Source organism: Opitutia bacterium, assembly GCA_016217545.1.
Taxonomy (GTDB): Bacteria; Verrucomicrobiota; Verrucomicrobiia; order Opitutales; family Opitutaceae; genus Didemnitutus.
The window spans coordinates 684,104-706,990 of record JACRHT010000012.1 but is presented as its reverse complement, the minus strand read 5'-3'; the positions used below and the strand labels follow the sequence as shown (position 1 = coordinate 706,990).

The window sequence follows — 22,887 nt, the reverse complement described above, 5'->3', positions numbered from 1 at the left end:
TGGCTAAACGGAGTGGGAAAGCGTCACGGTTGACCAGTTCCAATTCCCTCGCCCATCCGCCGCCATCGGCAGCGCCCCTAAACCCGCCATCAAAGCCAGCGTCAGCAAACCGGCGGCGAACCGCCGCGTCTCGCGCCGCATCATCCACCCGCGGAGCAGGAGCCCCAGCGTCGCCACCAACCCGGCCGTAATGACCAGCCAGCGCGGGATCGCGGACAGGCCTTCCACCATCGCGATGCCCAGTCCGGAGCCGATCCAGCCCGCGATGCCATAGACGATGGCGGCGCATTTTGCCCGACTGCTGCGCGACGGATAAAACACCAGGGCGGTCGAGTAGATCGACACCGCCGCGGTGTAGAGCAGGACACCCTCCGTGAGCTTGGCGCGGTTCGGTTCGATGAGGAGACAGGCCGCCAGCAACATCGTCGTGGCCAGGAGCACGGCGCGTCCGATCCAGCGTTTGTCCATCATGTAGCCCGCCAGCAGCGCCGCCGCGAAATGGATCGCGGCGTTCGCGTAGAGGCGTCCGCTGCCCCACGTCATCTCCTTCAAGTAGGGCGAATGCTGGATGATGCTGAACGCCCCGCTGTCGAGCCACACGAGGGCGAGCAGGATCAGCACCCACGAGACGAGCCCGGGCGTTTGGTAGTCGAAGTTGTTCGGCACCTGCCGCGGTGCGCGCAAGTCGAGCAGGTGCACCCCGATCAGGCCCACACAGGCCGCGGCGAGAGCGACGAAGCCATGCGTCTCGCGGCCGCCGTTGAAGACGAACGGCAGATTGCAAATCGCATAAGCGGCGCCCGTGCCGGCGCCGATCGCCGAACCGAGCCGGTCGCCACCGGTCACCCGCCGCAACGTGCCGGCGAGGGTGACGGTGAGTCCGCCGAGGCCCCACCCGATGAGGAGCGAGATCGCGAAGAGCGGCAACGGCGAGCGCGCCAACAGGCTCAATCCCGCCGCCGCGCCGCAGATCGCAAACATCGCCACCAAGCGGCGCTGGCTCTTGTTGTCCGTATGTGTCCACCCGGCCCACGCGCTGCCGCCCAATCCCGCCACAGCCATGACCGCGAGGATCGCCTTCAGCAGCGGGCTTTCCTCGCCCACGACGCCCTGCACGAGCTTCAGGAAACCGAACTGCGCAAAAATCAGGAACACCACGTAGGTCGCGCCGACCGTCACGGCCGCGCCGGCCCACGCGCTTGGTTGCGGCGTAAACTCTTCGTGGTAATGCCCGCGGTCGTCGCCGGCGTTGTGCGAAGGGTGGATCATGCGCGAGGGGGAGCGGCGGGTTTTGTCGTGCCTTATGCCGTGGCGGGCAAAAGAAATCGCTTGCCGCTTTCGGCCCAGTCCGGCTTTTTGGCGAACGCTTCGTCATGGTTCTCAACCACCACCATCACCACTCCTCCTAGCCTTCCCTGCCCGGGAAGGCAGCGTGCCTTCCCGTGGTGATGAAACCCAATTTCTGAAACCCCGGTGGCACACCCCACCGGGGTTTCTGCTTTTCCGGCCTCTCAACTCTCAGCTCCAGACTCTCAACTTCAGCCTCCCATGTCTCCCATCGTCACTCCTCCCGCCAAAGACCGCCTCCGCCTCGCCATCCAGAAGAGCGGACGCCTTTCCACCGACTCGCTCGACCTGCTCAACCGCTGCGGCATCAAGGTCAAGGCGCCCAAGGAAAAGCTGCTCCTCCACGCCGAAAACTTCCCGATCGATATCCTCTTCGTCCGCGACGACGACATCCCGCAACTCGTCATGGACGGCGTGTGCGACCTCGGCATCGTCGGCGAGAACGTCCTAGAGGAAACCGCCCTCGAACGCACCTCCGGCGGCACGCACAACCCCTACGTCGTCGACCGCCGCCTCGACTTCGGCGGCTGCCGCCTCGCCGTCGCCCTCCCCGAAGAGCGCGGCTACGCCTCTTCCGCCGACCTCGCCGGCCTCCGCATCGCGACTTCCTACCCGCGTCTCACCAAACGCTGGCTCGCCGCGCAAAACGTGAAAGCCGACGTCGTCCTCCTCACCGGCTCCGTCGAAATCGCCCCGCGCCTCGGTCTCGCCGACGCCATCTGCGACCTCGTCGCCACCGGCTCCACCCTCGAGGCCAACCGCCTCCGCGCCGTCGAGACGATCTTCAAATCCAAGGCCACGCTCATCCGCTGCGACCGCCCGCTCGACGCCGCCAAGCGCCACGCCCTCGACATCCTCCTTCGCCGCATCGACGGCGTGCAGCTCGCCGCCGAAGCGAAATACATCATGCTCCACGCCCCGAAGAGCGCGCTCGCCGAGATCAAGAAACTCCTCCCCGGCTCCGAGAACCCGACCATCCTCCCGCTCGCCGGCGACGACACCAAAGTCGCGCTCCACGCCGTCTGCCAGGAAGCCGTCTTCTGGGAAACCATGGAGTCCCTCAAGCGCGCCGGCGCCAGCGCCATCCTTGTGCTCCCGATCGAAAAGATGATGATGTGACGCCCGCGTCTCCGCCGACGCCGCCTCGCCGATGCAAACGCTCGTCTGGAAAAAATTCTCCCCCGCCCGCCGCGCCGCCGCCCTCGAGCGGCCGGCGCAGACGCGCCGCACCGACATCGCCGACGCCGTCTCGCGTATCATCGCCGAGGTCGCCCGCGACGGCGACACCGCGCTGAAGCGCCTGACCGCGAAGTTCGACGGCGCGAAACTCACCTCGCTCCGCGTCAGCCCGGCGGAGTTCGCCGCCGCCGAAAAAGCCCTCACGCCCGCCGACAAGGCCGCCCTTCGCACCGCCTACCGCAACATCCGCCGCTTCCACGCCGCGCAAGTTGCGAAACCGATCCGCGTCGAGACGATGCGCGGCATCGTCTGCGAAAAAGTCACGCGCCCGATCGAGCGCGTCGGCCTCTACGTCCCCGGCGGCAGCGCGCCGCTGTTCTCCACCGCACTCATGCTCGGCGTCCCCGCGCAACTCGCCGGCTGTCCCGTGCGCGTCCTCTGCACGCCCCCGGGCCGCGACGGCCGCGTGAATCCCTGGATCCTTTTCGCCGCCCAACTCTGCGGCATCACCGACGTCTTCAAGGTCGGCGGCGCGCAAGCGATCGCCGCCATGGCCGCCGGCACGAAGACGATCCCGAAGTGCGACAAGCTCTTCGGCCCCGGCAACGCCTTTGTCACCGAGGCCAAGCTCCAAGTCTCGCGCTCCGCCGCCGGCGCCGCCATCGACATGCCCGCCGGCCCGTCCGAGGTTATGGTCATCGCCGACCGCACCGCCGACGCCTCGTTCGTCGCCGCCGATCTCCTCTCGCAAGCCGAACACGGCCCCGACTCGCAGGTCGTATTGGTCACCTTCTCCGAGGCGATTGCCTCCCGCATCGCTCTCGAAGTCCAAACTCAGCTCAAGCTCCTTCCGCGACGCGAAATCGCCGAAGTCGCGCTGAAAAAGAGCCGCGTCATCCTCGCCGCCTCGCCCGCCGAAGCCGTGGAGATCGCCAACGCCTACGCGCCCGAGCATCTCATCCTCCAACTCGCAAACCCGCGCCGCCTCCTCCCGCAAATCACCGCCGCTGGCTCGGTCTTTGTCGGCCCGTGGACACCCGAGTCGCTCGGCGACTACGCCAGCGGCACCAACCATGTCCTGCCGACCTACGGCTGGGCGCGTTCCTTCAGCGGCCTCGGCCTGGCAGATTTCTCGCGCACGATGACCGTGCAGGAAGCCACACCGCTCGGCTTCGCCCGCCTCAGCGGCACCGTCGCGCGCCTCGCCGAGGCCGAAAGCCTCGTCGCCCACCGCCGCGCGGTCACCGTCCGCCTCCAAAAACTCTCCCGATGAACTCCGACCCCGTTCTCGCGCTCGTCCGCCCCGATATCCTCGCGCTCACCCCGTATTCCTCGGCCCGCAAGGAAGCCTCCGGCGGCAAGGTCTGGCTCGACGCCAACGAAAATCCCTCGACGCCGCACGCCGGCGCGCCGCGCCTGAACCGTTACCCCGAGCCGCAACCGGCCGAAGTCGTCGCCCGCCTCGCCTCGCTCTACGGCGTCAAACCCGACCGCATACTAGTCACGCGCGGTTCCGACGAAGGCATCGATCTTCTCCTGCGCGCGTTCTGCCGCGCCGGCCAGGACTCGATCCTGTTCACGCCGCCGACCTACGGCATGTATTCCGTCGCCGCCGCGATCCAGGGCGCGCGCGTCCTCACCGTCCCGCTCGTCCGCGAAAAGGACTTCGCGCTCGATGCCGACGCCGTTCTCCGCGCCGTGCTTGCCGCGCCGGAGCCGAATGGCGGAGGCGGGACACCGGAAACCAAACTCGTTTTCCTCTGCTCACCCAACAACCCGACGGGCCAGCTCCTTGATCGCGACGCAGTGCTCAAGATCGTCACGACGCTCGCCTCGCGCGCCGTCGTCGTGGTCGACGAGGCTTACGCGGAGTTCTCCACCGAGCCGAGCCTCGTGCAGGAACTCGACGCCAATCCCAACCTCGTTGTCCTCCGCACGCTCTCGAAAGCCTACGGCCTCGCCGGCGCACGCGTCGGCGTGACGCTCGCCTCGCCGGCGCTCGTCGGCGTCCTGCAGAAAATCATCGCGCCCTACCCGATTCCCGCGCCGGTCGTCCGCGCCGCGCTCGATGCGCTCACGCCCGCCGGCATTTCCGCCGCGCGCCAGTCCGCCCTCGATCTCGTCGGCGAACGCCGCCGCCTCACCGTCGCGCTCGTGAAACTCCCGCACGTCCGCAAGATCTGGCCGAGCGACGCCAACTTCCTGCTGGTCGAGGTCACCGACGCCTCGCGCATCATGAACATCGCCCGCGCCGCCGGCCTCGTCATCCGCGACCGCAGCAAGGACGTGCCCAACACCGTCCGCATCACCATCGGCACGCGCGCCGAAAACGACTTCGCCCTGGAGACCCTCGCCCGTGTCTAAGCGCTGCGAAAACTCCCCTCGCGCGACAGCACGGGTAGGGCGAGTCCTCCGGACGAGCCGCTCCCCGAACCGGCTCATCGGGACGATTCGCCCTATCGCCCAGCCTCGCGCCTGATCCATGAAAAAACTCCTCTTCCTCGACCGCGACGGCACGCTCATCGCCGAACCCGTCGACCAGCAGATCGACCGCCTCGACAAGTTCGCGCTCGAACCCGAGGTCGTCCCCGCACTCCGCCGCCTACGCGACGCCGGCTTCACCTTCGTGATGGTGACGAATCAGGACGGCCTCGGCACGCCGAGTTTTCGCGAGAGCGAATTCCGCCCGCTGCAGGACCTGTTGATCAGTATCCTCGCCTCGCAAGGCATCGCCTTCGAAGCCGTCCGCGTCTGCCCGCACACCGCCGCCGATCGTTGCGATTGCCGAAAACCCAAGCCCGGCCTCGTGATGGACTACCTTCGCGACACCGCGTGGGACCGCGCTGCTTCCGCCGTGATCGGCGATCGCGAAACCGATCTCCAGCTTGCCGCCGCGCTCGGCATTCGCGGCCTCCGCTACGACCGCACCAAACTCAACTGGACCGAAATCGCCCGCCAGCTCGTCGACGCGCCGCGTCGCGCCACGATCAAACGCGAGACCAAGGAGACCAAGATCACCGTCACCGTCGACCTCGACGCCACCGCGCCCGTCTCATTTCGCACCGGCCTCGGCTTCTTCGACCACATGCTCGAGCAGATCGCCCGCAACGCCGGCATCAGCCTCGTCATCACCTGCGACGGCGACCTGCACATCGACGAGCACCACACCATCGAAGACGTCGGCCTCGCCCTCGGCACCGCGCTCAAGCAGGCCCTCGGCGACAAACGCGGCATCGGCCGCTACGGCTTCGTCATGCCGATGGACGAGTCGCGCGCTGACGTCGCGCTCGATCTCAGCGGCCGCGCGTGGCTGGTCTTCGAGGCGGATTTCCCGCGCGGCAACGTCGGCGAGCTGCCCACCGAGATGGTCTCGCACTTTTTCAAATCCGTCAGCGACACGCTCGGCGCGACGCTGCACATGAAGGTCACCGGCGACAACACGCACCACATGATCGAAGCGCTGTTCAAAGGCTTCGGCCGCGCGCTGCGTCCCGCCGTCGCCCGCACCGTCGGCGGCGACATCCCGAGTTCGAAGGGAGTGCTGTGATGCTCGCCATCGTCGACAGCGGCGGCGCCAACATCGCCTCGGTGCGCTTCGCGCTTGAGCGGCTCGGCATCGCGAGCGAGCTCACCGCCGATCCCGCCATCATCCGCTCGGCCGAGCGCGTCATCCTGCCGGGCGTGGGCTCCGCGCAGGAAGGCATGCGCAAGCTCCGCGCGCGCAATCTCGTCGAGACCATCCGCGGTCTCACGCAGCCCGTCATCGGCTTCTGCCTCGGCGAGCAGCTCCTCTTCGAATCCTCCGACGAAGGCGACACCACTTCGCTCGGCCTGATCCCCGGCCGCGTGACGCGCATTCCCGAGACGCACGGCATCACCGTGCCGCACATGGGTTGGAACACGCTCGAAGTCCTCCGCGACACGCCGCTCCTCCACGGCATCGCCCGCGACGCGCGTTTCTATTTCGTCCACAGCTACGCCGGCCCGGTGAACGCCCACACTCTCGCCAGCGCGACGCACGGCACGCCGTTCGCCGCCGTCGTGCAGCGCGGCAACTTCTACGGCGTGCAATTCCACCCCGAGCGCTCCGGCCCCGCCGGCGCCCAGCTCCTGAAAAACTTCCTCACCCTCCCCGCGTGATCCCCGCGCCGCGCGTGCCGCAACCCAAAGTTCTTAATGAGCAACTTTCCTCCCGCCCGCGCCGGCACGTCGACCGCGCCCGCCGCCCTGCGGCAAAGTTCTTAATGGATAACAAACGAGTTTCTTGTCCCGCATGATCATCTATCCCGCCATCGACCTCCGCCGCGGTCGCGTCGTGCGCCTCACCGAGGGCAGCTTCGAAGCCGAGAAAGCCTACCACGACGACCCGACCGTCGTAGCGCGCGAGTTCAAAGCCGCCGGTTCCACCTGGCTGCACCTCGTCGACCTCGATGGCGCGAAGGATCCCGCGCAGCGCCAGACCGCGCTCATCGAACGCGTCGTCGCCGCGAGCGGCTTGCTCGTGCAATCCGGCGGCGGCATCCGCGAGGAAGCGCAAGTCACCGCACTGCTCGCTGCGGGCGTGACGCGCGTCATCGTCGGCAGCCTCGCCGTGAAGGAACCGGAGCTCGTCGCCGGTTGGCTGGAGAAATTCGGTCCGGAAAAAATCGTCCTCGCGCTCGACGTCCGCCTCAACGCCGCGGGCGTGCCGCAAGTCGCCATCGCCGGCTGGCGGGCCGACAGCGGCCTCGCACTCGCCGACGTGCTGACGAATTTCACCGCGCGCGGCCTGCGTCACATGCTTTGCACGGACATCAGTCGCGATGGTAAACTCACCGGCCCGAACTTCGAACTCTACGCGCAGCTCCGGCGTGATTTTCCCGCGTTGCAGGTGCAGGCGTCCGGCGGCGTCTCGTCGCTCGACGATCTGCGTCGTCTCAAAGCCGAAGGCACGCCGGGAGCAATTGTCGGCCGCGCGCTCTACGAGCACAAGTTCACGCTGAAGGAGGCGCTCGCATGCCGATGAAATCTCAAATCACAAACGCCCAAACGCCAAAACCGGCTGCCTTGGCTCTCGCCTCGCTCTCTCGCATTTCTTGGCACTTGGCTCTTGTTACTTGGAACCTCTCAGATGCTCGCCCGTAGAATCATTCCCTGCCTCGACGTCCGCGACGGCCGCGTCGTGAAGGGCGTCCAGTTCCGCAACCACGAGGACATGGGTGACATCATCGAGCTCGCCCAACGCTACCGCGATGCCGGCGCCGACGAGTTGGTTTTCTACGACATCACCGCGAGCAGCGACGGTCGCACCGTCTCCGCCGCATGGGTCGAGCGCGTGGCCCGTGTGATCGACATTCCGTTCTGCGTCGCCGGCGGCATCCGCTCGCTCGATGGCGCGCGCGTGATCCTCCACAGCGGCGCCGACAAGGTCTCGCTCAACTCTCCCGCCCTCGAAAACCCGGATCTGATCACCGCGCTGGCCGACGAATTCGGCTCGCAAGCCGTCGTCGTCGGCATCGATTCGCGCCAGGAAAACGGCGACTACTTCGTGAAGGCCTACACCGGCAATCCCGACAAGACGCAGTCCACGCGTTGGCGCACGATCGACTGGGCCGCCGAAGCGCAAAAGCGCGGCGCCGGCGAAGTCGTCCTCAACTGCATGAACCAAGACGGCGTGCGCGCCGGTTACGATCTCACGCAGCTCAAACTCGTCCGCTCCGTGCTCACAATCCCGCTCGTCGCCTCCGGCGGCGCCGGCGCGCCCGAGCACTTCCGCGACGTTTTCCAACAAGCCTCGGTCGACGGCGCGCTCGCCGCGTCGGTCTTCCACAAAGGCACCATCCCGATTCCCACTCTCAAATCCTACCTCGCCCGCGAAGGCGTCTGCATCCGCACCTGAAGAAATTTTCAACCACGAATAGACACGAATTCACACGAATGATCCCGCCCCGCGAACCAGTCTTCCCTCATTCGTGTTCATTCGTGTCCATTCGTGGTTTCTCCCACCTCCAATGAACACTCTCCCTGCCCTCGACTGGCAAAAAGGCGACGGCCTGCTGCCCGCCATCATTCAGGACGCCGACACGCAGCAAGTCCTCATGCTCGGCTACATGAACGCCGCCGCGCTCGAGCAGACGCTCGCGACCAAGCGAGTGACGTTTTTCTCGCGTTCGAAGAACCGCCTCTGGACCAAGGGAGAATCGTCCGGCCATTTCCTCGACTTCGTGAGCGTCGAGGGCGATTGCGACAACGACACGCTGCTCGTCCGCGCGCGCCCCAACGGTCCGACCTGCCACCGCGGCACCTGCTCGTGCTTCGGCGAAGGCGGCGGCGCCACCGGCACCGGTTTCCTCGCGCAGCTCGAACGCACGGTGAATCAGCGCATCTGCTCCGGCGACGAGAAGAGCTACACCGCCAAACTCGTCCGCGAAGGCGTGAAGCGCGTCGCGCAGAAAGTCGGCGAAGAGGGCGTCGAGACTGCACTCGCCGCGACCGCCGGCGACAACGTTGAACTCGCCAACGAAGCGGCCGACTTGCTCTTCCACCTGATCGTCCTCCTGCGCACCAAAGGCCTCTCGCTCCAAGACGCCCTCAGTATCCTCGAAAAACGCCACGCCCCGAAAAAGTAACCGCGCGTCCGTCGTAGCGCAGGCTTCCAGCCTGCTTTCGGTGGAACCGGTTGACCTCAACCGGTTCCGAGCGCGTTGAGGTCAACGCGCTCCACCTTCGCCGCCGCTTGCGGGTGGCCGCACCCTCACGCGCACGCCCAATCCGGCCATTGCCCGCGAATGTAGCCCCCCGCGGCATCGAGCACAGCCTGCACAAGCGGCGTCGGCTTCCCGCGCCACAGCGCCGCCACTTCGACCGGCCCGCAACCCGCGAGCGGCAACGCGCGCACGTCGCGGTGCTTGATCACGCCCGGGATCGCCACATTCACGCCCACGCCGTAGCCGCTCGCGACGTATTGCGTGATCAACTCCAACGAACTCGCCTCGATCGCCGGCGTCCACGCCGTGCGATGATGTTTCAAGTGGCGCTGGAAAATCATGCTCATGCACTCGTTCGCTGGGAGGCAGATGAGCGACTCCTCCGGGATGCCGCCGGCCCAAAGCTCCTCGGCCTTTTTCCACCGCGATTTCTTCGGCACGAGCAGCACGATCGGCACGCGCAACAGCAGACGGTGCTCCACGCCCGCCGGTGGCCGGCTGTCGATCGGCGTGATCGCGAGATCGATTTCCTTGTCGATCAGCCAGCGTTCGATCTGCGGTTGGAAACCCGAGCGCAGGCTCAGTCGCACCTTCGGCTCATGTTGGCGCAGATGCCCGATGATGGCCGGCAGGTGATCGCGCAGCGCCAGCTCCGACGCCCCGATGCGCAGCTGCGGCGCCGCGCTCTTGCGCAGGCGCGCGCCGACGGCCCCGACGTTCTCGAAGAACGGCGCGATGAACGTCATCAGCTCTTCACCGGTGGGCGTGAGCCGGAACGGCGTGCGCTCGAAGAGCTTCGCCCCGAGATCCTGCTCGAGCTGCAGGATCTGGCTGCTCACCGCCGGCTGCTGGATGCCGTAGGGCATCGCCCGCACTGCGCGGCTGATGCCGCCGTGTTTCGCCACATAGTAGAACAGTTCGAGGTGGTGGATATTCATCGCGCACCGCCACGCTGCCGCACACCCGCCGCGCTGGCAACCCGCGAGCGGTGAAGCGCGTGCTGGGGCGTAGCGCAGGCGTCCCGCCGGCGCTAACCCGCCACGCGCCTTCTCAATACCCACATTGAGTTTATCGATTACCGCGGTTGTTCCGCTCTCCGGTAAGCTGCGCGTCATGAAAAAGCGCCTCCTGCTCCTCCTTCCCGCGGTCCTCCTTCTCAGCTTCCTCACCGGGTGCGTGGGTGTCTGGGGCCATCGCTCGCGCCACGAGGCGAGCAGCATCGTGCAGTTCCTCTACCCGAACAAGGAGACGCCGTTCGTGCAGCCGCAAATCCCCACGCTGCGCCTGCCGCTGCGCGTCGGCGTGGCGTTCGTGCCCACCGGCATCGGCGACGGGCGCGGCGGGTTCTACCGTGCCCAGGGCAACTTCACCGAAGCGCAAAAGACCGAGCTGCTCCGCAAAGTGGCGGGCCAGTTCAAGGCGCTCCCCTTCGTCCAATCCATCGAGATCATCCCGACGACCTACCTGCGTCCCGGCGGCGGCTTCGACAATCTCGACCAGCTCCGCGCCATGATGGGCGTCGATGTGATTGCCCTCATCGCCTACGACCAAGCCCAGAACTCGACCGACACCGAGGCCAGCCTCGCCTACTGGACCATCGTCGGCGCCTACATCGTTCCCGCCCAGCGCAACACAACGCACACGCTCATGGAGGCCGTCGTCTACGACATCCCGAGCCGCAGCCTGCTCTTCCGCGCGCCGGGCACGAGCACCGTCCAAAATCACTCCACCCTCATCCGCACCGACGATTTTCTCCGCACCGCCTCCGCCAAGAGCATCGAGGAAGCCGCCGCGCAGATGACCGCGAACCTCTCCCAGGAACTCGAGCTCTTCAAGGTGCGCGCCAAAGAGGAACCGCAGAACGTCCGCATCGAACACAAACCCGGCTACACCGGCGGCGGCGCGGTCGACGGCGCCTTCGCCGCGGCGCTCGCGCTGCTCTGCTTCGGAGCTGTTTTCGCGACCTTCGCTCGCACTCGCAACTGTAGCCGGGGTCGTTGACCCCGGCCCACGTCCGGCACCGGCCTCGGCGAGGCCGGCTACAGCGCAATCTCAACAATCCGCGCTCTCCCTTCTCGCGAAAATGAAAACCCTCCGCGCCCCGCTCCTGCTCTTCGTGTTGCCAGCTGCGCTCGCGGCACTCGCGCCCGCGGCCTGCGTCTACGACCGCGCCGCCATCCTGCACGGCGAATGGTGGCGGCTCGTCACCGGTCACTGGGTGCATTTCTCCGTCTCTCACGCCGCGTGGAATCTCCTCGTCCTCCTCGGTGCCGGCGCGTGGCTTGAACACAGGCGTCCCGGCGCGCTCGCCCGCTGCACCCTGCTCGCCGCGCCGTTGCTCGGACTCGGCCTGCTCGCGACCACGCCGACGATGGCCTTCTACGGCGGCCTCTCCGGTCTCGCGGTCGGCGTCGCGACGTTGTTGGCGCTGACGCAGCTCTCCGCCGCGAACGCCGCGCGCGCATGGTGGCTCGCCGCGCTCGCGCTCATCGTCGCAAAACTCGTCTGGGAATCCGTGAACGGCAGCGCGCTGTTCAGTGATTTCGGGTCCGCCGCGATCCGTCCCTCCACGGCCGCCCACGCGCTCGGCGCCATCACCGCGCTGCTTTACCAAACCGCCGCGTCGCGAACCTCGGCTTTTCGCTCTTTCCCACGCACCCTCCCCACATGAACTCCCCACGCAACTACCACCGCCTGCTCGCGGGTCAGTTTCTCGGCGCCTTCGGCGATAATTTCGTCCTCGCCGCCGCGCTCGGACCCCTGACGTTCAGCCTCGCCAGCGGCGCGATCACCGAGCGTGAGGTCAACGCCCAGAACGCGCTCTTCAGCGCAGTGTTCTTCATCCCGTTCATTGTGCTCGCCCCGCTCGCGGGCTGGCTCAACGACCGCATGCCGAAGACGTCGTGGCTCTTCGGCGGCAACGTCGTGAAACTCCTCGGCGCGCTGCTGGCGCTCGCGGGCGTCTGGCTGCACGCGGGTGATTTTCACGCCAGCCGCACGTGGCAGGTCATCGGCTACGCCATCATCGGACTGGGCGCGTGCGTCTACTCACCGGCGAAATACGGCATCCTGCCGGAAATCCTGCCCGCCGAACGACTCGTGAAGGCGAACGGCATGGTCGAGATGCTCACGCTCATCGCCATCGTCGGCGGACTCGGCGGCGGCGCCGCGCTCTACGACGCCACACGCTCCCTGCCCGCGTGCTACATCGCGAGCGCCGTGCTCTACGTCGCCGCCCTCGTCTGCAACAGCCGCATGGAGCGCACGCCGCACAACGCCACGGCCTCGCTCCGGCACAGCGCCGGCGAATTCGCCACGAGTCTCCGTCGCCTCCTCACCCACGCGCGCCTCGGCCGCGTGTTGTTCGGCTGCGCCTTGTTCTGGTTCGCGGGCGCCACGCTGCGCAGCAACCTCCAGGGCTGGGGCCTGCAGGTCTTCCACGAAGCCGGACGCCACGACGTCACCAACACCCAGCTCGCGCTCCTGAAACTCGGCCTCGTGCTCGGCATCGTCGCCGGCAGCGTGCTTGCCGGACGCCTCCACCGCCTCGGCGATCTCTCGTGGGCGCGTCGCTACGGATGGTTGATGGCGGCGGCGGTGCTCGCGCTCGGCTTGCTCGGCGGGCACGCCGGCCTCGCTGTGGTCATCGCCGCGCTCGTCGCCGCCGGCATCTTCGCCGGCTTGCTGATCGTGCCGCTCAACGCCGCGCTCCAACACGAGAGCGACCCGGGCAAACTCGGCAAAACGATCGCGATCCAGAATTTCACCGACTACCTCGCGATGCTCGTCGGCGCCGGTTTCCTCGGCGCGCTGACCGCCGCGGGCCTTTCTCCGACGCAGGTGTTCATCGCGCTGCCCATTGTCCTGGCCCTCGCCTCGGTCGCGCTGCGCCTGCGCGCCAGCGAAGAAAACTCCACCGCCGTGACGGCGGCCACTTCCACTCGATGAAAACGTTCGCGCGTTGGCTCGTTCGGTTGCTGTTCCGCTTCCGGGCCTACAACACCGCCGGCCTTTCCGCGCCCGGCCCGGTGCTGCTCGTGCCCAACCACGTGTCGTGGCTCGACTGGCTCTTTCTCTACGTCGTGCTCGATGACGACTGGAAGTTCGTCACGTCGTCCACCACGGCGGAGAACAACTGGCTGACGCGGCGCATCATGGTCAACCGTCGCACCTTTCCGGTCGATCACGTCTCGCCCTACGCCGTCCGCGACATGGCGGAACACCTCGCGGCCGGCGGGCGGCTCGTGCTGTTCGCCGAGGGCCGCATCTCGCTCACCGGTTCGATGATGAAGCTCTTCGAGGGCACCGGCTTCCTCATCGGTCGCACCGGCGCGCGCGTCATCACCTGCTACCTGCGCGGCGCGAACCGCCTGCACCTCGTGCGCCACCGCGGCTGGACGAAATGGTTCCCGCGCGTCACCGCGCACTTCAGCGACGTGCTCACGCCGCCGCGCTGCGACGACCTGCCCGGACACGACGCGCGCATCCATCTGACCACTTGGCTGCGCGACGCGCTCGTGCGCCAGCAATTTGAAACCGACCTCGCCTTCGGCCCGTCGAACGTCCTCGCCGCCGTCGCCGAAACCGCTGCCGCGATCCCCTCGCGTGTCGCGCTGCAGGACCACTCGCTCGTCTCGCTCTCCTATCGCCGCGTCCTGATCGGCGCTGATGTGCTCGCGCGCCAGTGGCGAGAGCTGCTCACGCACGATCCATCAGCCTCGAGCAATCGCATCGGCGTCCTGCTGCCCAACGCCAACGCCACGCCGCTCGTGCTGCTCAGCCTCTGGCGCACGGGCCGCGTGCCTGCGCTGCTCAACTACTCGACCGGCTCCGCCACGATGCTCGCCTGCGCACGCCTCGCCGGACTGCGGCAGATCGTCACGTCGCGCCTGTTCATCGAGAAGGCCAAGCTCGACCTCGCGCCGCTCCAAGCCGCCGGGCTAGAGTTTATTTTTCTCGAAGACGTCCGCGCCCGTATCGGCGCGCTCGCGAAAATCGGCTTTGCGCTCGAACACTTAGTGGCGTGCGGCGCGCGCCAGCGGCGTTCGCCCCTGCGCGGCGATGACACCGCCGTGATCCTTTTCACCAGCGGCTCCGAAGGCACGCCGAAGGGCGTCGAACTCTCGCACCGCAATCTCCTCGCCAACATCCGGCAGGCGAACGCGGTGCTCGACCTCACCGACGATGACCGCTTTTTCAACGCGCTGCCGCTCTTCCACAGCTTCGGCCTCACCGGCGGCCTGCTGTTTCCGCTTGTGCGCGGCTGCTACACCTTCCTCTACCCGTCGCCGCTGCACTACCGCGTCGTGCCGACGATCGTCTACGACCGCGCCTGCACCGTGCTGCTCGGCACGAACACGTTTCTCAACGGCTACGCGCGCAAGGCGCACGCCTACGATTTCAACTCCGTGCGCTTCCTCCTCGCCGGGGCGGAAAAGGTGCAAGGAGCCACCTTCGATCTCTGGGCACGCAAGTTCGGCGTGCGCATCCTCGAGGGCTACGGCGCCACCGAGTGCAGCCCGCTCGTCACCGCGAACACGCGCCTCGATTCCGCGTTGGGCAGCGCCGGCCGCTTCGTTCCGGGCATGGACTACCGCCTCGAACCGGTGGACGGCATCGCCGAAGGCGGCCGGCTCTTCGTGCGCGGCCCGAACGTCATGAAGGGTTACCTCAACGCCGAAGCGAACGCGGCGTTCCGCGCCCTCGATGGCTGGTATGATACCGGCGACCTCGCCCTCGTGGACGCACGCGGTTTTCTGCACCTGCTCGGCCGCATGAAGCGCTTCGCCAAGGTCAGCGGCGAGATGGTCAGCCTGACCGCCGTGGAGGATGCGCTCGCCGGAGCGTTCCCGCATCTCGGTCCGCGTTGCCAGGTGGCCGTCGTCGCCGTGCCCGACACCGACAAGGGCGAAAAGCTCGTCGCCGCCACAAACGACGCCCGCCTCACGCTCGCCGAAGTCCGCACCGCCGTCCGCAGCCGCGGTCTCTCGAACCTCTGCGCGCCGCGCGAACTGCGCGTCGTCCGCGCCATCCCCAAGCTCGGCACCGGCAAGACCGACCACCGCACGCTACAGCGCGAGCTGGCGGCGGCGGTTGAGCCAACCCTTCAAACTGCGTCCACGTGATGTGCGATTTAATCCTGCGCCCTCGTCGCGTGCGGTAGGGCGGGGCCGCTGGGCCCGCCGGGAACGTGTTGCCGCCCACGCAGCGGGCCCGGCGGTCCCGCCCTACCACCCAACCGACGAAATCCGGTCGGATTTCTCTCCTCCACTTTCCCACCATGAACTCCCTCGCTCCCAAAACTCCCGGCGCCACGCGCCTGCCGCTTTGGCTCAAGCTCGCCTACACGGCGTTCCTCGCGGTGCTCATTCCCGTTTACTGGCTCAACTACGGACCGACCAACTTCCTCTATTTCTGCGACGTCGCGCTGCTGCTCACGCTCGTCGGCATGTGGCGCGAAAGCCCTCTGCTGCTCTCGCTGCCCGCCGTCGGCATCATGCTCCCGCAGTTGGTTTGGTGCGTGGACTTCGCGGCCCACGCGTTCGGGTGGAAGTTGACCGGCATGACCGACTACATGTTCGACGCGAACCGCTCGCTCTTCCTGCGCGGGCTCTCGCTCTTCCACGGCTGGCTGCCGTTCCTGTTGTTCTACGCCGTGCGCCGGCTCGGCTACGATCGTCGCGCGTTGCCCGCGTGGTCGACCCTCGCTGCGGCGCTGTGCGTCGTGTCGTATTTCTTCCTGCCGGCCGCCGGTGCGCCCGTCGCCGACCCGAAGATCCCGCGCAACGTGAACTACGTTTTCGGTTTCAGCGAGGAGACGCCCCAAACCTGGCTGCCGCCGCTGGCCTACCTCGGCGCCTGGATCGCGGCTCCCTTCGGCCTCGTCTACGTGCCGACGCACTGCCTGCTCCGCAAAACATGCCGCGCGGCCGCGAGCGCCGAGTGACCGCCCGAAAGAACAACCGCCCATGAACTCCGTCCTCGTCCGCCCCACCGCACCGCGCCGCCGCGAATCCGCCGCCCGTTTCTCCGTCGAGCTCGCCGACGCCTCCGACCGCGAGCAGCTCGCCCGCCTGCGCCACGACGTCTATGCTCGCGAACTCGGTCAACACATGCCCAACGCCGCCGGCCGTCTCGGCGACGCGCTGGATCCCCACGTCTTCAATCTCGTCGCCCGCATCGATGGCGCGATCGCCGGGTTCGTCAGCATCACACCGCCCTCGGCCCCGTCGCTCTCGCTCGACAAATACTTCGCGCGCGACGCGCTGCCGTTCCACGTCGACGCGCAGCTCCACGAAGTCCGCTTGCTGACCGTGCTGAAACCGCATCGCGGCCGCGAGATCGCGCTGCTGCTGATGTATGCCGCGCTCCGTTGGGTCGAGGCGCACGGCGGCACGCGCATCGCCGCCATCGGCCGGCGCGAAGTGCTGGAGCTTTACCGCCACGTGGGCCTGCGCCCGCTCGGGCTGACGACCCGCGCCGGTGCCGTGACCTACGAGCTCATGCTCGCGACCACCGACGAACTGCGCGCCCGCGCCACCGAACACGCCGCGCTGCTCGACCGGCTCGAAACCGCGACCGAGTGGCGCCTCGCGTTTCCGTTCCGCAAGCCGGCCGCCTGCTTCCACGGCGGCGCCTTCTTCCACGCCATCGGAGAGGATTTCGCCGCACTCGAGCGACGGCGCGACGTCATCAACGCCGACGTGCTCGACGCGTGGTTCGCCCCCGCTCCCGGCGTGCTGACGACGTTGCACGAACACCTCCCGTGGCTGTTGCGCACGTCGCCGCCGACCGCCTGCACCGGACTCATCGAGGCGATCGCGTCCGCGCGCGGCGTGCAACCGGCCAACGTCCTCGTTGGCGGCGGTTCGTCGGACCTGATTTTCCGCGCCTTCCGGCAATGGCTCACGCCGGCTTCGCACGCGCTGATCCTCGACCCGACCTATGGCGAATACGCCCACGTGCTCGAACGCGTGATCGGCTGCCACATCGATCGCCTGGCACTGCATCGCACCGATGGTTACGTCGTGGACCCCGCGCGGCTCGCCACGGCTCTCGCCGCCGGTTACGACCTCGTCGTCATCGTTAATCCAAACAGCCCCACCGGCCGGCACCTGCCGCGTGCGGTGCTCGAGCCGCTGCTCCGCGACACGCCGCCGTCCACGCGCGTGTGGATCGACGAAACCTACATCGAATACGCCGGCGGCATGCCGGAGTCGCTCGAGACCGTCGCCGCCCATTCGGAAAACCTCATCGTCTGCAAATCCCTCTCGAAGGTCTATGCTCTCAGCGGCGCACGCGCCGCCTACCTGTGCGCAGGGCCGCACCAGCTCGAGGCGTTGCGCGCCATCACGCCGCCGTGGGTTGTCGGCTTGCCGGCGCAAGTGGCGGCTGTCCGCGCGCTGCAGGATCCGTCCTACTACGCCGCGCGTTATCGCGAGACCCACGCGCTGCGCGCCGAACTCGCGGCCGGCCTGAGCGCACTCGGCTGGGAAGTGCTGCCGGGCGTCGCCAATTTCCTGCTCTGTCATCTGCCGCCCGACGGACCGAGCGCCGCGCAAGTGGTCGCGGAGTGTCGCGCCCAAGGCTTGTTCCTGCGCGACGCCGCGACGATGAGCCGCAGCCTCGGCAGCCACAGCGTGCGCATCGCGGTCAAGGACTCCGCCACCAGCGCCCGCCTGCTCGCCGTCCTGCGCGAGGTGCTCAGCGAGCCGTCGTGAACACGCCGCGGCGCACCAGCCACGTCTGCGTCGCGGCGAGGAAAAAATCCGTCAGCGGCACGCTGACCCAAGCGATCGGCAGCACGCCGCTCGCGACCGCCCACGCGCTGTAGGCGCCGGCGGCGAGACGGAAGAAGATGGTCAGCTCCAGCACGTGCCGGAGCAGCGCGACGTCGCGGCGCCACAGCGCCCAGAGATAACTGAAGCCCACCGCGCACACGAACGCGCCCACCCAACGCAGGTAGATCGTCGGCTCGGCCGCCAACGCGCCTGCGCCCATGAGCTTCAACATCAGGCCCGGCACAAAAACGAGTCCGAGTCCGGTGCAGAAATCCAGCGTGCCCGCGCCGAGCGCGAGCCAGGTGGCGATCAGCTCGAGTTTGTTTTTTGTCATCGTGGCGAACGGTCGGCGCGCATCGACCGCCGTTGCGGTCGCAGCGCCGCGCTCACTCTTGCGCAGCCACCGGCAGCGCGCCGACGAACTGGAAACGGATCGTCACGTCCGGATCGACGCTCGCGACGCCGAACTTGCGGAATTTCTTCAGGCCCCAGTTGCGGTAGTCGATCGTGGTCTTGCCGGTGACGGTGTAGACGCCGTCCTGCATCTTCACGAGCACGGGGAATTCGACGAGCTGCGTCTCGCCGTGGAAGGTGAGCTTGCCGCTGGCCTGGCCCTGGCCGTCGGGCGCGAGCGCGAGCAGACCGAGATCGAAGCTGCCTTCGGGTTCGCCGCCGCCGAGCCATTTGATCATTTCGGCATCGCGGTCGGGTTTGCCGGTGTGCAGGTCGGCGAATTTGAACTTCAGGAGCGCGTCCTTGATCTTGCCGTTCGCGTCGAGCGGCACGGCGAGTTCGTAGCGGTCGAGGTGGCCGGTGAACGAGGCCATGGTCGCCTTCACGTCGACGTCGACGTAGGACTTCGAGCGATCGAGCTTGAGCGTGCGCTCGGCGGGAGCGTCGACGGCAACGGCGCGCACGAGCGCGGCGCCAAGGAAAGCGAGGACGGGAAGCCAGCGGGGCAATTTCATGGAGGGGGGAATGTGGGCCGAACGTCCGTGGACCGCAAATCCGCAGTGGTGTTGCGTCCCGGGAGAGTTATTCAGGGCGCACGGTGCGGCATGCCGTCGCCCCGCCTCCACCCCACGACCCCATGAGCGAGCGCAAGACAGCCGACCAATGGTTCGCCGAATACGGCGAGAGCCACCAGAATCGCATCAACGAAACCATTCACTGGATCTGCGTGCCCACGATTTTCTACTGCGTGCTCGGCCTGATCTGGTCGATCCCGGTCGGCGGCGCCTTCGCCACGGCGATGCCGGGCTTCAATTGGACGCAACCCATCGCGCTCGCGGTGCTGTTTTTCTACCTGCGGCTGTCGATCCCGCTCGCGATGGGCATGTTCCTGTTCATGAGCGCGTGCTACGCGCTGATCGAGTGGCAGGCGGGCTCGGGCTGCCCGGTGGCGATCTGGAAGAGCAGCCTCACGCTCTTCGTGCTGGCGTGGATCGGCCAATTCATCGGCCACAAGATCGAGGGCAAGAAACCGTCGTTCTTCCACGACGTGATCTTCCTGCTCATCGGCCCGGCGTGGCTGATGCACTTCGTCTACAAGCGGCTCGGCTGGCGGTATTGAAAAGCAAAAGGCCCGCCGCGCGACGGGCCTTCGTTCCACTCAGGGCGACCACGCGCGCGGCGGCGGCATCGGGAGCGGGCCGGTGCGCGGCGGCATCGGCGCGTAGACGGGGCGGCCGAGCCCGGCCACGAGCTTGGTGACGTCGACCGGCTGGCCGGTCTTGAAACAGAGGTTCGCGGACGCGCCGATGAGCATCGACTGCGCGCCGGCGCGCTCGTCGGCCGCCCGGAGGTATTTGTCGGCGGGCGGATGCGGCAGGAACACGTCGTCGAGCATCACCTTGTCGCCGCCGCCGTGGCCGCCGGTGCCGGTCCAGGGCTCGATGTTGCGCGCGGGACCGCGCAACGGGAACACGCGGGTGGTCACGCCCTTCTCCGTCTTGCCGACGGAGGAGCCGGTCTCGTCGGCATAGACCGACTCGACGTCGCTGTGCTCAAGCCGGCCGAGCGTGCCGTTGAAGACGACGTGGTAGCCTTCCCACGCGTTGAAGGCGTTGAGCGAGTAGCTGAGCGTCGTGCGGTCGTCGTAGCCGACGATGACGTTCATCGTGTCCTCGATATCGATGCGCGGATGAAAGACGCAGCGATCGCGGAAGTAGCCGTCGTGGCCTTCCTGATCGAGGTAAAGTTCCTTGAGCTTCGGGCTGGCAGCGAGGCTCAGGAAGAACCCGCACTTCTGCTGTTCGGGGCAGGTGTGGCAGCGCTCGTGGTGCGACTCGAGGCCGAAGCGCTTCGCCATCTCGGGTGTGTAGAACTCGCGTTTGCCGACGGCGGTGACGCGCACCGGGATCGCACCGAGCCACCAGTTCACGAGGTCGAAGTGGTGCGTAGCCTTGTGGACCATGAGGCCGCCGGAGTTCTTCTTCTCGCCGTGCCAGCGGCGGAAGTAGTCGGCGCCGTGGTGCGTGTTGAGCATCCAGTGAAAATCCACCGAGCGCACCTCGCCGATGACGCCGGACATGAGCAGGTCCTTCACCTGCGTGCGATGCGGCGAATAGCGGTAATTGAAGAGCACGCGGATGTGTTTCCCCGAGCGGGCGCAGGCGGCGACGATGCGCTGGCATTTTTCCGCGTCGGTGGTCATCGGCTTTTCCGTGATCGCGTCGACGCCGGCGTCGAGCGCGGCGACGAGGTAATCGTCGTGCGTGGCGTCGACCGTCGTGACGATCACCGCGTCGGGCTTGGTCTCCGCGATCATCTTCAGGAAATCCGTGTGGAGATAGCCGCGCGGCACCGGCGCGTCGTTTTTGCCGGAGCGGATTTGCGCGACCTTGATGCGGCCGGGATTGAGATCGCACACGGCGACGAGCTCGGCGTGCTCGCGGTAGGTTTTCTCGATCGCGTCCTGATACATGATGTGGCGCGAGCCGAGACCCACGATGGCGTAGCGTCGGCGGCGCGACGCCGACTCGGCCGCGAAGAGCTGCGTGCCGCCGAGCGCGAGACCCGCGCCGGCCACCGAGACCGTTTTTAGAAAATCACGCCGATCCATACTGGCGCCCGGGGTGGGATTTTTGGGAAGCATCGTGGCGGAACGATTAAGCCCGCGCCCATCGCTCCGCAACGCCTCCGACGAGCGGACCGTTCGCTAATGAACTCTCCCCTAGGGCGTGTCTATCGACGCACGCTTGCGCGATAAACGCGCCGTGCTAGCTGCCGGCACACTCTCAGCTCTCAGCTCTCAGCTCTCAGCTCTCAGCTCTCAGCTCTCAGCTCTCAGCTCTCAGCCGCGGCCGCCGCGGAGCACGACGACGTTGGCGAGGTCGTTCTTCTCGAACTCCTGCCAGTAGCGTTCCTCGATCTTCTTCAACTCGTCCTCGGCCGACGGCGGCGGCTCGACGCCGGGCGTCTCGATCGCGCGCTTGGCGGCGGCGCCGGCCTGATCGCGGTCGGCGAGGCGCTGGACGAATTCGTGCCAGAAGGCGTCGTTCTGGAAATCCAACTGGATCTCCTTCATGCGCTCGTCCTCCGCGAGTTTCGGCGAGGGCTGGAGCGTGCCGTCGGTGCGCTCCTCGACGAGGTCGGCGCAACCCATCTCGGTCGCCATCTCCATCAGGCGCTGGTCGAGATCGAAGTAGCGTTTCGCCGCGGCGGTGTCCTCGCCTTGGTAGCCGGTGACGACCCACATGCCGAGGTGCACGAGTTCGAGGAGCTGGCGGTATTCCTTCGCGGTGAACGAGACTTTCATGGCGAAGGCCAACCGTTGCCCGCCCACTGCGCCCCGCAAGCGCGAAGTGGGCAGGGCGGGCTCACGGAACGAATTCCTCCGGCAGCGGCGGGGACGGCTCCTTGAGGTGGAAGTTCAGCGTTTGCCGCACGCGGCTGATGGCGGCTTTTCCGGCCTTCGTGAGCTTGGTAAACCGCCATGTCGCCACCGCCTGCACAGACGCATAGCCGAATTCGGGTGCCGTCGCCGACACCACGCGCGGGAGCACCGCGTCGCCATTCTCATCGATGAAAAACTCCACCGTGGCCTCGCCATCCTGGCCCGCCTCGCGCAACTGGGCTGGATAGACCGGCGGCCGTTGCGAAATGCCCTTCGGCGGCGCGTCGAGTTCGCCGACCGGCACCGTCGTCAGTTTGTTTTTCCTCAATCGATCAGCGATCGATTGCGCGCCATCGCTGACCGGCACATCCCCGCGACCGTTCGGAAAAAATTCGCGCGTGACTGTCACCAGAGCCATCGCCGCAGAGCCATCGGCCTTCCGCGCCGGCTTGAAGCGCCAACCATCGATCATTGCGGCGACCGATGCAGCGAATTCCGGTGCGCTCGCCTCCCGCACTTGGATCATGGCTACGCGCCCTTCGCGATCGATCAGGTAGTTGAGTGTGACCTTGCCGGATTTCTTCGCGAGCAAGGCCTCAAACGGATACGCCGCCATCAATGTGCTCACCGGCTCGGGCGCGACTTCCCAGCGGAACTCCAGCGGCGTGCTGCCCCAGTCGCGAGGCGGCACTATGGTCCAGAGGGCGCTGCGGCTTACGCCCTCAAGTTCAAAATTGATCTGTTGCCGGACGATGGTCTTCACCGGCTTGCCGTCCTTCATCGCCGGCGAAAACTGCCACTTCATCATCGCATCGATCGTAGGGCGCTCGAAATACGGGTTGTTTGAGCGCGCAATGTGCACTTCCGCAACCTTGCCCTGGGTGTCCAGAATGGCGTCAACCGTTACACGGCCCACCACTCCAGCAGCGCGCAACCCGTAAGGATAGATCGGGGGAACCTGCCGGATCGCGCGCGGCATCACGTCGGGCTTCGGAAAATCGTTTGCCGGATCGGCGGCGGAGAGGACGGCCGTCGCAGCGAGGAACATGCAGAACAA

Annotated in this window: 22 protein-coding genes; 15 read left to right on the top strand and 7 right to left on the bottom strand. The window is 67.1% G+C overall.

The genetic code is table 11. From position 1 onward, the window contains the following. Positions 1-3: 3 nt before the first annotated feature. The gene (locus tag HZA32_09910; protein MBI5424397.1) at positions 4-1,269 is read right to left on the bottom strand and encodes a hypothetical protein; all 1,266 of its coding nucleotides are present in this window, start codon (positions 1,267-1,269) and stop codon (positions 4-6) included. 279 nt (positions 1,270-1,548) lie between these two features. Between HZA32_09910 and hisG the strand changes: the two genes are divergently transcribed. From hisG to HZA32_09870, 8 genes are all read left to right on the top strand, one after another. Then, the gene (gene hisG / locus HZA32_09905; GenBank protein MBI5424396.1) at positions 1,549-2,466 is read left to right on the top strand and encodes an ATP phosphoribosyltransferase; all 918 of its coding nucleotides are present in this window, start codon (positions 1,549-1,551) and stop codon (positions 2,464-2,466) included. 31 nt (positions 2,467-2,497) lie between these two features. Beyond that, positions 2,498-3,799: a histidinol dehydrogenase gene (hisD, locus tag HZA32_09900; protein MBI5424395.1), complete on the top strand. Its 1,302-nt coding sequence runs from the start codon at positions 2,498-2,500 to the stop codon at positions 3,797-3,799. Beyond that, positions 3,796-4,890, top strand: a complete 1,095-nt coding sequence (hisC, locus tag HZA32_09895; protein ID MBI5424394.1) for a histidinol-phosphate transaminase — start codon at positions 3,796-3,798, stop codon at positions 4,888-4,890. The genes hisD and hisC overlap by 4 nt, the downstream gene beginning before the upstream one ends. A 118-nt stretch (positions 4,891-5,008) precedes the next feature. Further along, positions 5,009-6,073: a bifunctional histidinol-phosphatase/imidazoleglycerol-phosphate dehydratase HisB gene (hisB, locus tag HZA32_09890; GenBank protein ID MBI5424393.1), complete on the top strand. Its 1,065-nt coding sequence runs from the start codon at positions 5,009-5,011 to the stop codon at positions 6,071-6,073. Next, a complete protein-coding gene (hisH, locus tag HZA32_09885; GenBank protein ID MBI5424392.1) occupies positions 6,073-6,666 on the top strand; it encodes an imidazole glycerol phosphate synthase subunit HisH in 594 nt (197 codons plus the stop codon). Before hisB ends, hisH begins: the two co-directional genes overlap by 1 nt. A 136-nt stretch (positions 6,667-6,802) precedes the next feature. Continuing rightward, the gene (hisA, locus tag HZA32_09880; GenBank protein ID MBI5424391.1) at positions 6,803-7,531 is read left to right on the top strand and encodes a 1-(5-phosphoribosyl)-5-[(5-phosphoribosylamino)methylideneamino]imidazole-4-carboxamide isomerase; all 729 of its coding nucleotides are present in this window, start codon (positions 6,803-6,805) and stop codon (positions 7,529-7,531) included. Positions 7,532-7,636: 105 nt separating this feature from the next. Beyond that, positions 7,637-8,404, top strand: coding sequence for an imidazole glycerol phosphate synthase subunit HisF (hisF, locus tag HZA32_09875; GenBank protein ID MBI5424390.1), 768 nt, complete (start codon positions 7,637-7,639; stop codon positions 8,402-8,404). Between the two features lie 112 nt (positions 8,405-8,516). Then, positions 8,517-9,134 (top strand): bifunctional phosphoribosyl-AMP cyclohydrolase/phosphoribosyl-ATP diphosphatase HisIE, encoded by a 618-nt coding sequence (locus HZA32_09870; GenBank protein ID MBI5424389.1) that lies wholly within the window; start codon positions 8,517-8,519, stop codon positions 9,132-9,134. Between the two features lie 125 nt (positions 9,135-9,259). On the opposite strand, the gene HZA32_09865 is transcribed toward HZA32_09870, so the two are convergent. Continuing rightward, positions 9,260-10,150, bottom strand: coding sequence for a LysR family transcriptional regulator (locus tag HZA32_09865; protein ID MBI5424388.1), 891 nt, complete (start codon positions 10,148-10,150; stop codon positions 9,260-9,262). 175 nt (positions 10,151-10,325) lie between these two features. On the opposite strand from HZA32_09865, the gene rhlP reads away from it, so the two are divergent. The 6 genes from rhlP (at position 10,326) to HZA32_09835 (ending at position 17,932) form a co-directional block, all read left to right on the top strand. Beyond that, positions 10,326-11,213: a rhombotarget lipoprotein gene (gene rhlP, locus HZA32_09860; GenBank protein ID MBI5424387.1), complete on the top strand. Its 888-nt coding sequence runs from the start codon at positions 10,326-10,328 to the stop codon at positions 11,211-11,213. 82 nt (positions 11,214-11,295) lie between these two features. Further along, positions 11,296-11,883 (top strand): rhombosortase, encoded by a 588-nt coding sequence (gene rrtA, locus HZA32_09855; protein MBI5424386.1) that lies wholly within the window; start codon positions 11,296-11,298, stop codon positions 11,881-11,883. Then, positions 11,880-13,160, top strand: a complete 1,281-nt coding sequence (locus tag HZA32_09850; GenBank protein MBI5424385.1) for an MFS transporter — start codon at positions 11,880-11,882, stop codon at positions 13,158-13,160. The genes rrtA and HZA32_09850 overlap by 4 nt, the downstream gene beginning before the upstream one ends. Next, the gene (locus HZA32_09845; GenBank protein ID MBI5424384.1) at positions 13,157-15,337 is read left to right on the top strand and encodes an AMP-binding protein; all 2,181 of its coding nucleotides are present in this window, start codon (positions 13,157-13,159) and stop codon (positions 15,335-15,337) included. The genes HZA32_09850 and HZA32_09845 overlap by 4 nt, the downstream gene beginning before the upstream one ends. 155 nt (positions 15,338-15,492) lie before the next feature. Next, complete coding sequence (locus HZA32_09840) at positions 15,493-16,158, top strand: hypothetical protein (protein ID MBI5424383.1); 666 nt, start codon at positions 15,493-15,495, stop codon at positions 16,156-16,158. Positions 16,159-16,180: 22 nt separating this feature from the next. After that, complete coding sequence (locus HZA32_09835) at positions 16,181-17,932, top strand: aminotransferase class I/II-fold pyridoxal phosphate-dependent enzyme (protein ID MBI5424382.1); 1,752 nt, start codon at positions 16,181-16,183, stop codon at positions 17,930-17,932. Here the strand turns inward: HZA32_09835 and HZA32_09830 are convergent. Both HZA32_09830 and HZA32_09825 read right to left on the bottom strand, forming a co-directional pair. Then, on the bottom strand, positions 17,916-18,326 hold the full coding sequence (locus tag HZA32_09830; protein MBI5424381.1) for a hypothetical protein: 411 nt from the start codon (positions 18,324-18,326) through the stop codon (positions 17,916-17,918). The genes HZA32_09835 and HZA32_09830 overlap by 17 nt on opposite strands. 52 nt (positions 18,327-18,378) lie before the next feature. Then, on the bottom strand, positions 18,379-18,960 hold the full coding sequence (locus HZA32_09825; protein ID MBI5424380.1) for a YceI family protein: 582 nt from the start codon (positions 18,958-18,960) through the stop codon (positions 18,379-18,381). Between the two features lie 122 nt (positions 18,961-19,082). Between HZA32_09825 and HZA32_09820 the strand changes: the two genes are divergently transcribed. Further along, complete coding sequence (locus tag HZA32_09820) at positions 19,083-19,565, top strand: DUF962 domain-containing protein (GenBank protein ID MBI5424379.1); 483 nt, start codon at positions 19,083-19,085, stop codon at positions 19,563-19,565. A gap of 39 nt (positions 19,566-19,604) precedes the next feature. On the opposite strand, the gene HZA32_09815 is transcribed toward HZA32_09820, so the two are convergent. The 3 genes from HZA32_09815 to HZA32_09805 form a co-directional block, all read right to left on the bottom strand. Beyond that, positions 19,605-21,089, bottom strand: coding sequence for a Gfo/Idh/MocA family oxidoreductase (locus HZA32_09815; protein ID MBI5424378.1), 1,485 nt, complete (start codon positions 21,087-21,089; stop codon positions 19,605-19,607). A 198-nt stretch (positions 21,090-21,287) separates the two neighbouring features. After that, the gene (locus HZA32_09810; protein MBI5424377.1) at positions 21,288-21,752 is read right to left on the bottom strand and encodes a hypothetical protein; all 465 of its coding nucleotides are present in this window, start codon (positions 21,750-21,752) and stop codon (positions 21,288-21,290) included. 61 nt (positions 21,753-21,813) lie between these two features. Then, on the bottom strand, positions 21,814-22,878 hold the full coding sequence (locus HZA32_09805; protein MBI5424376.1) for a TonB family protein: 1,065 nt from the start codon (positions 22,876-22,878) through the stop codon (positions 21,814-21,816). Between the last annotated feature and the right edge of the window lie 9 nt (positions 22,879-22,887).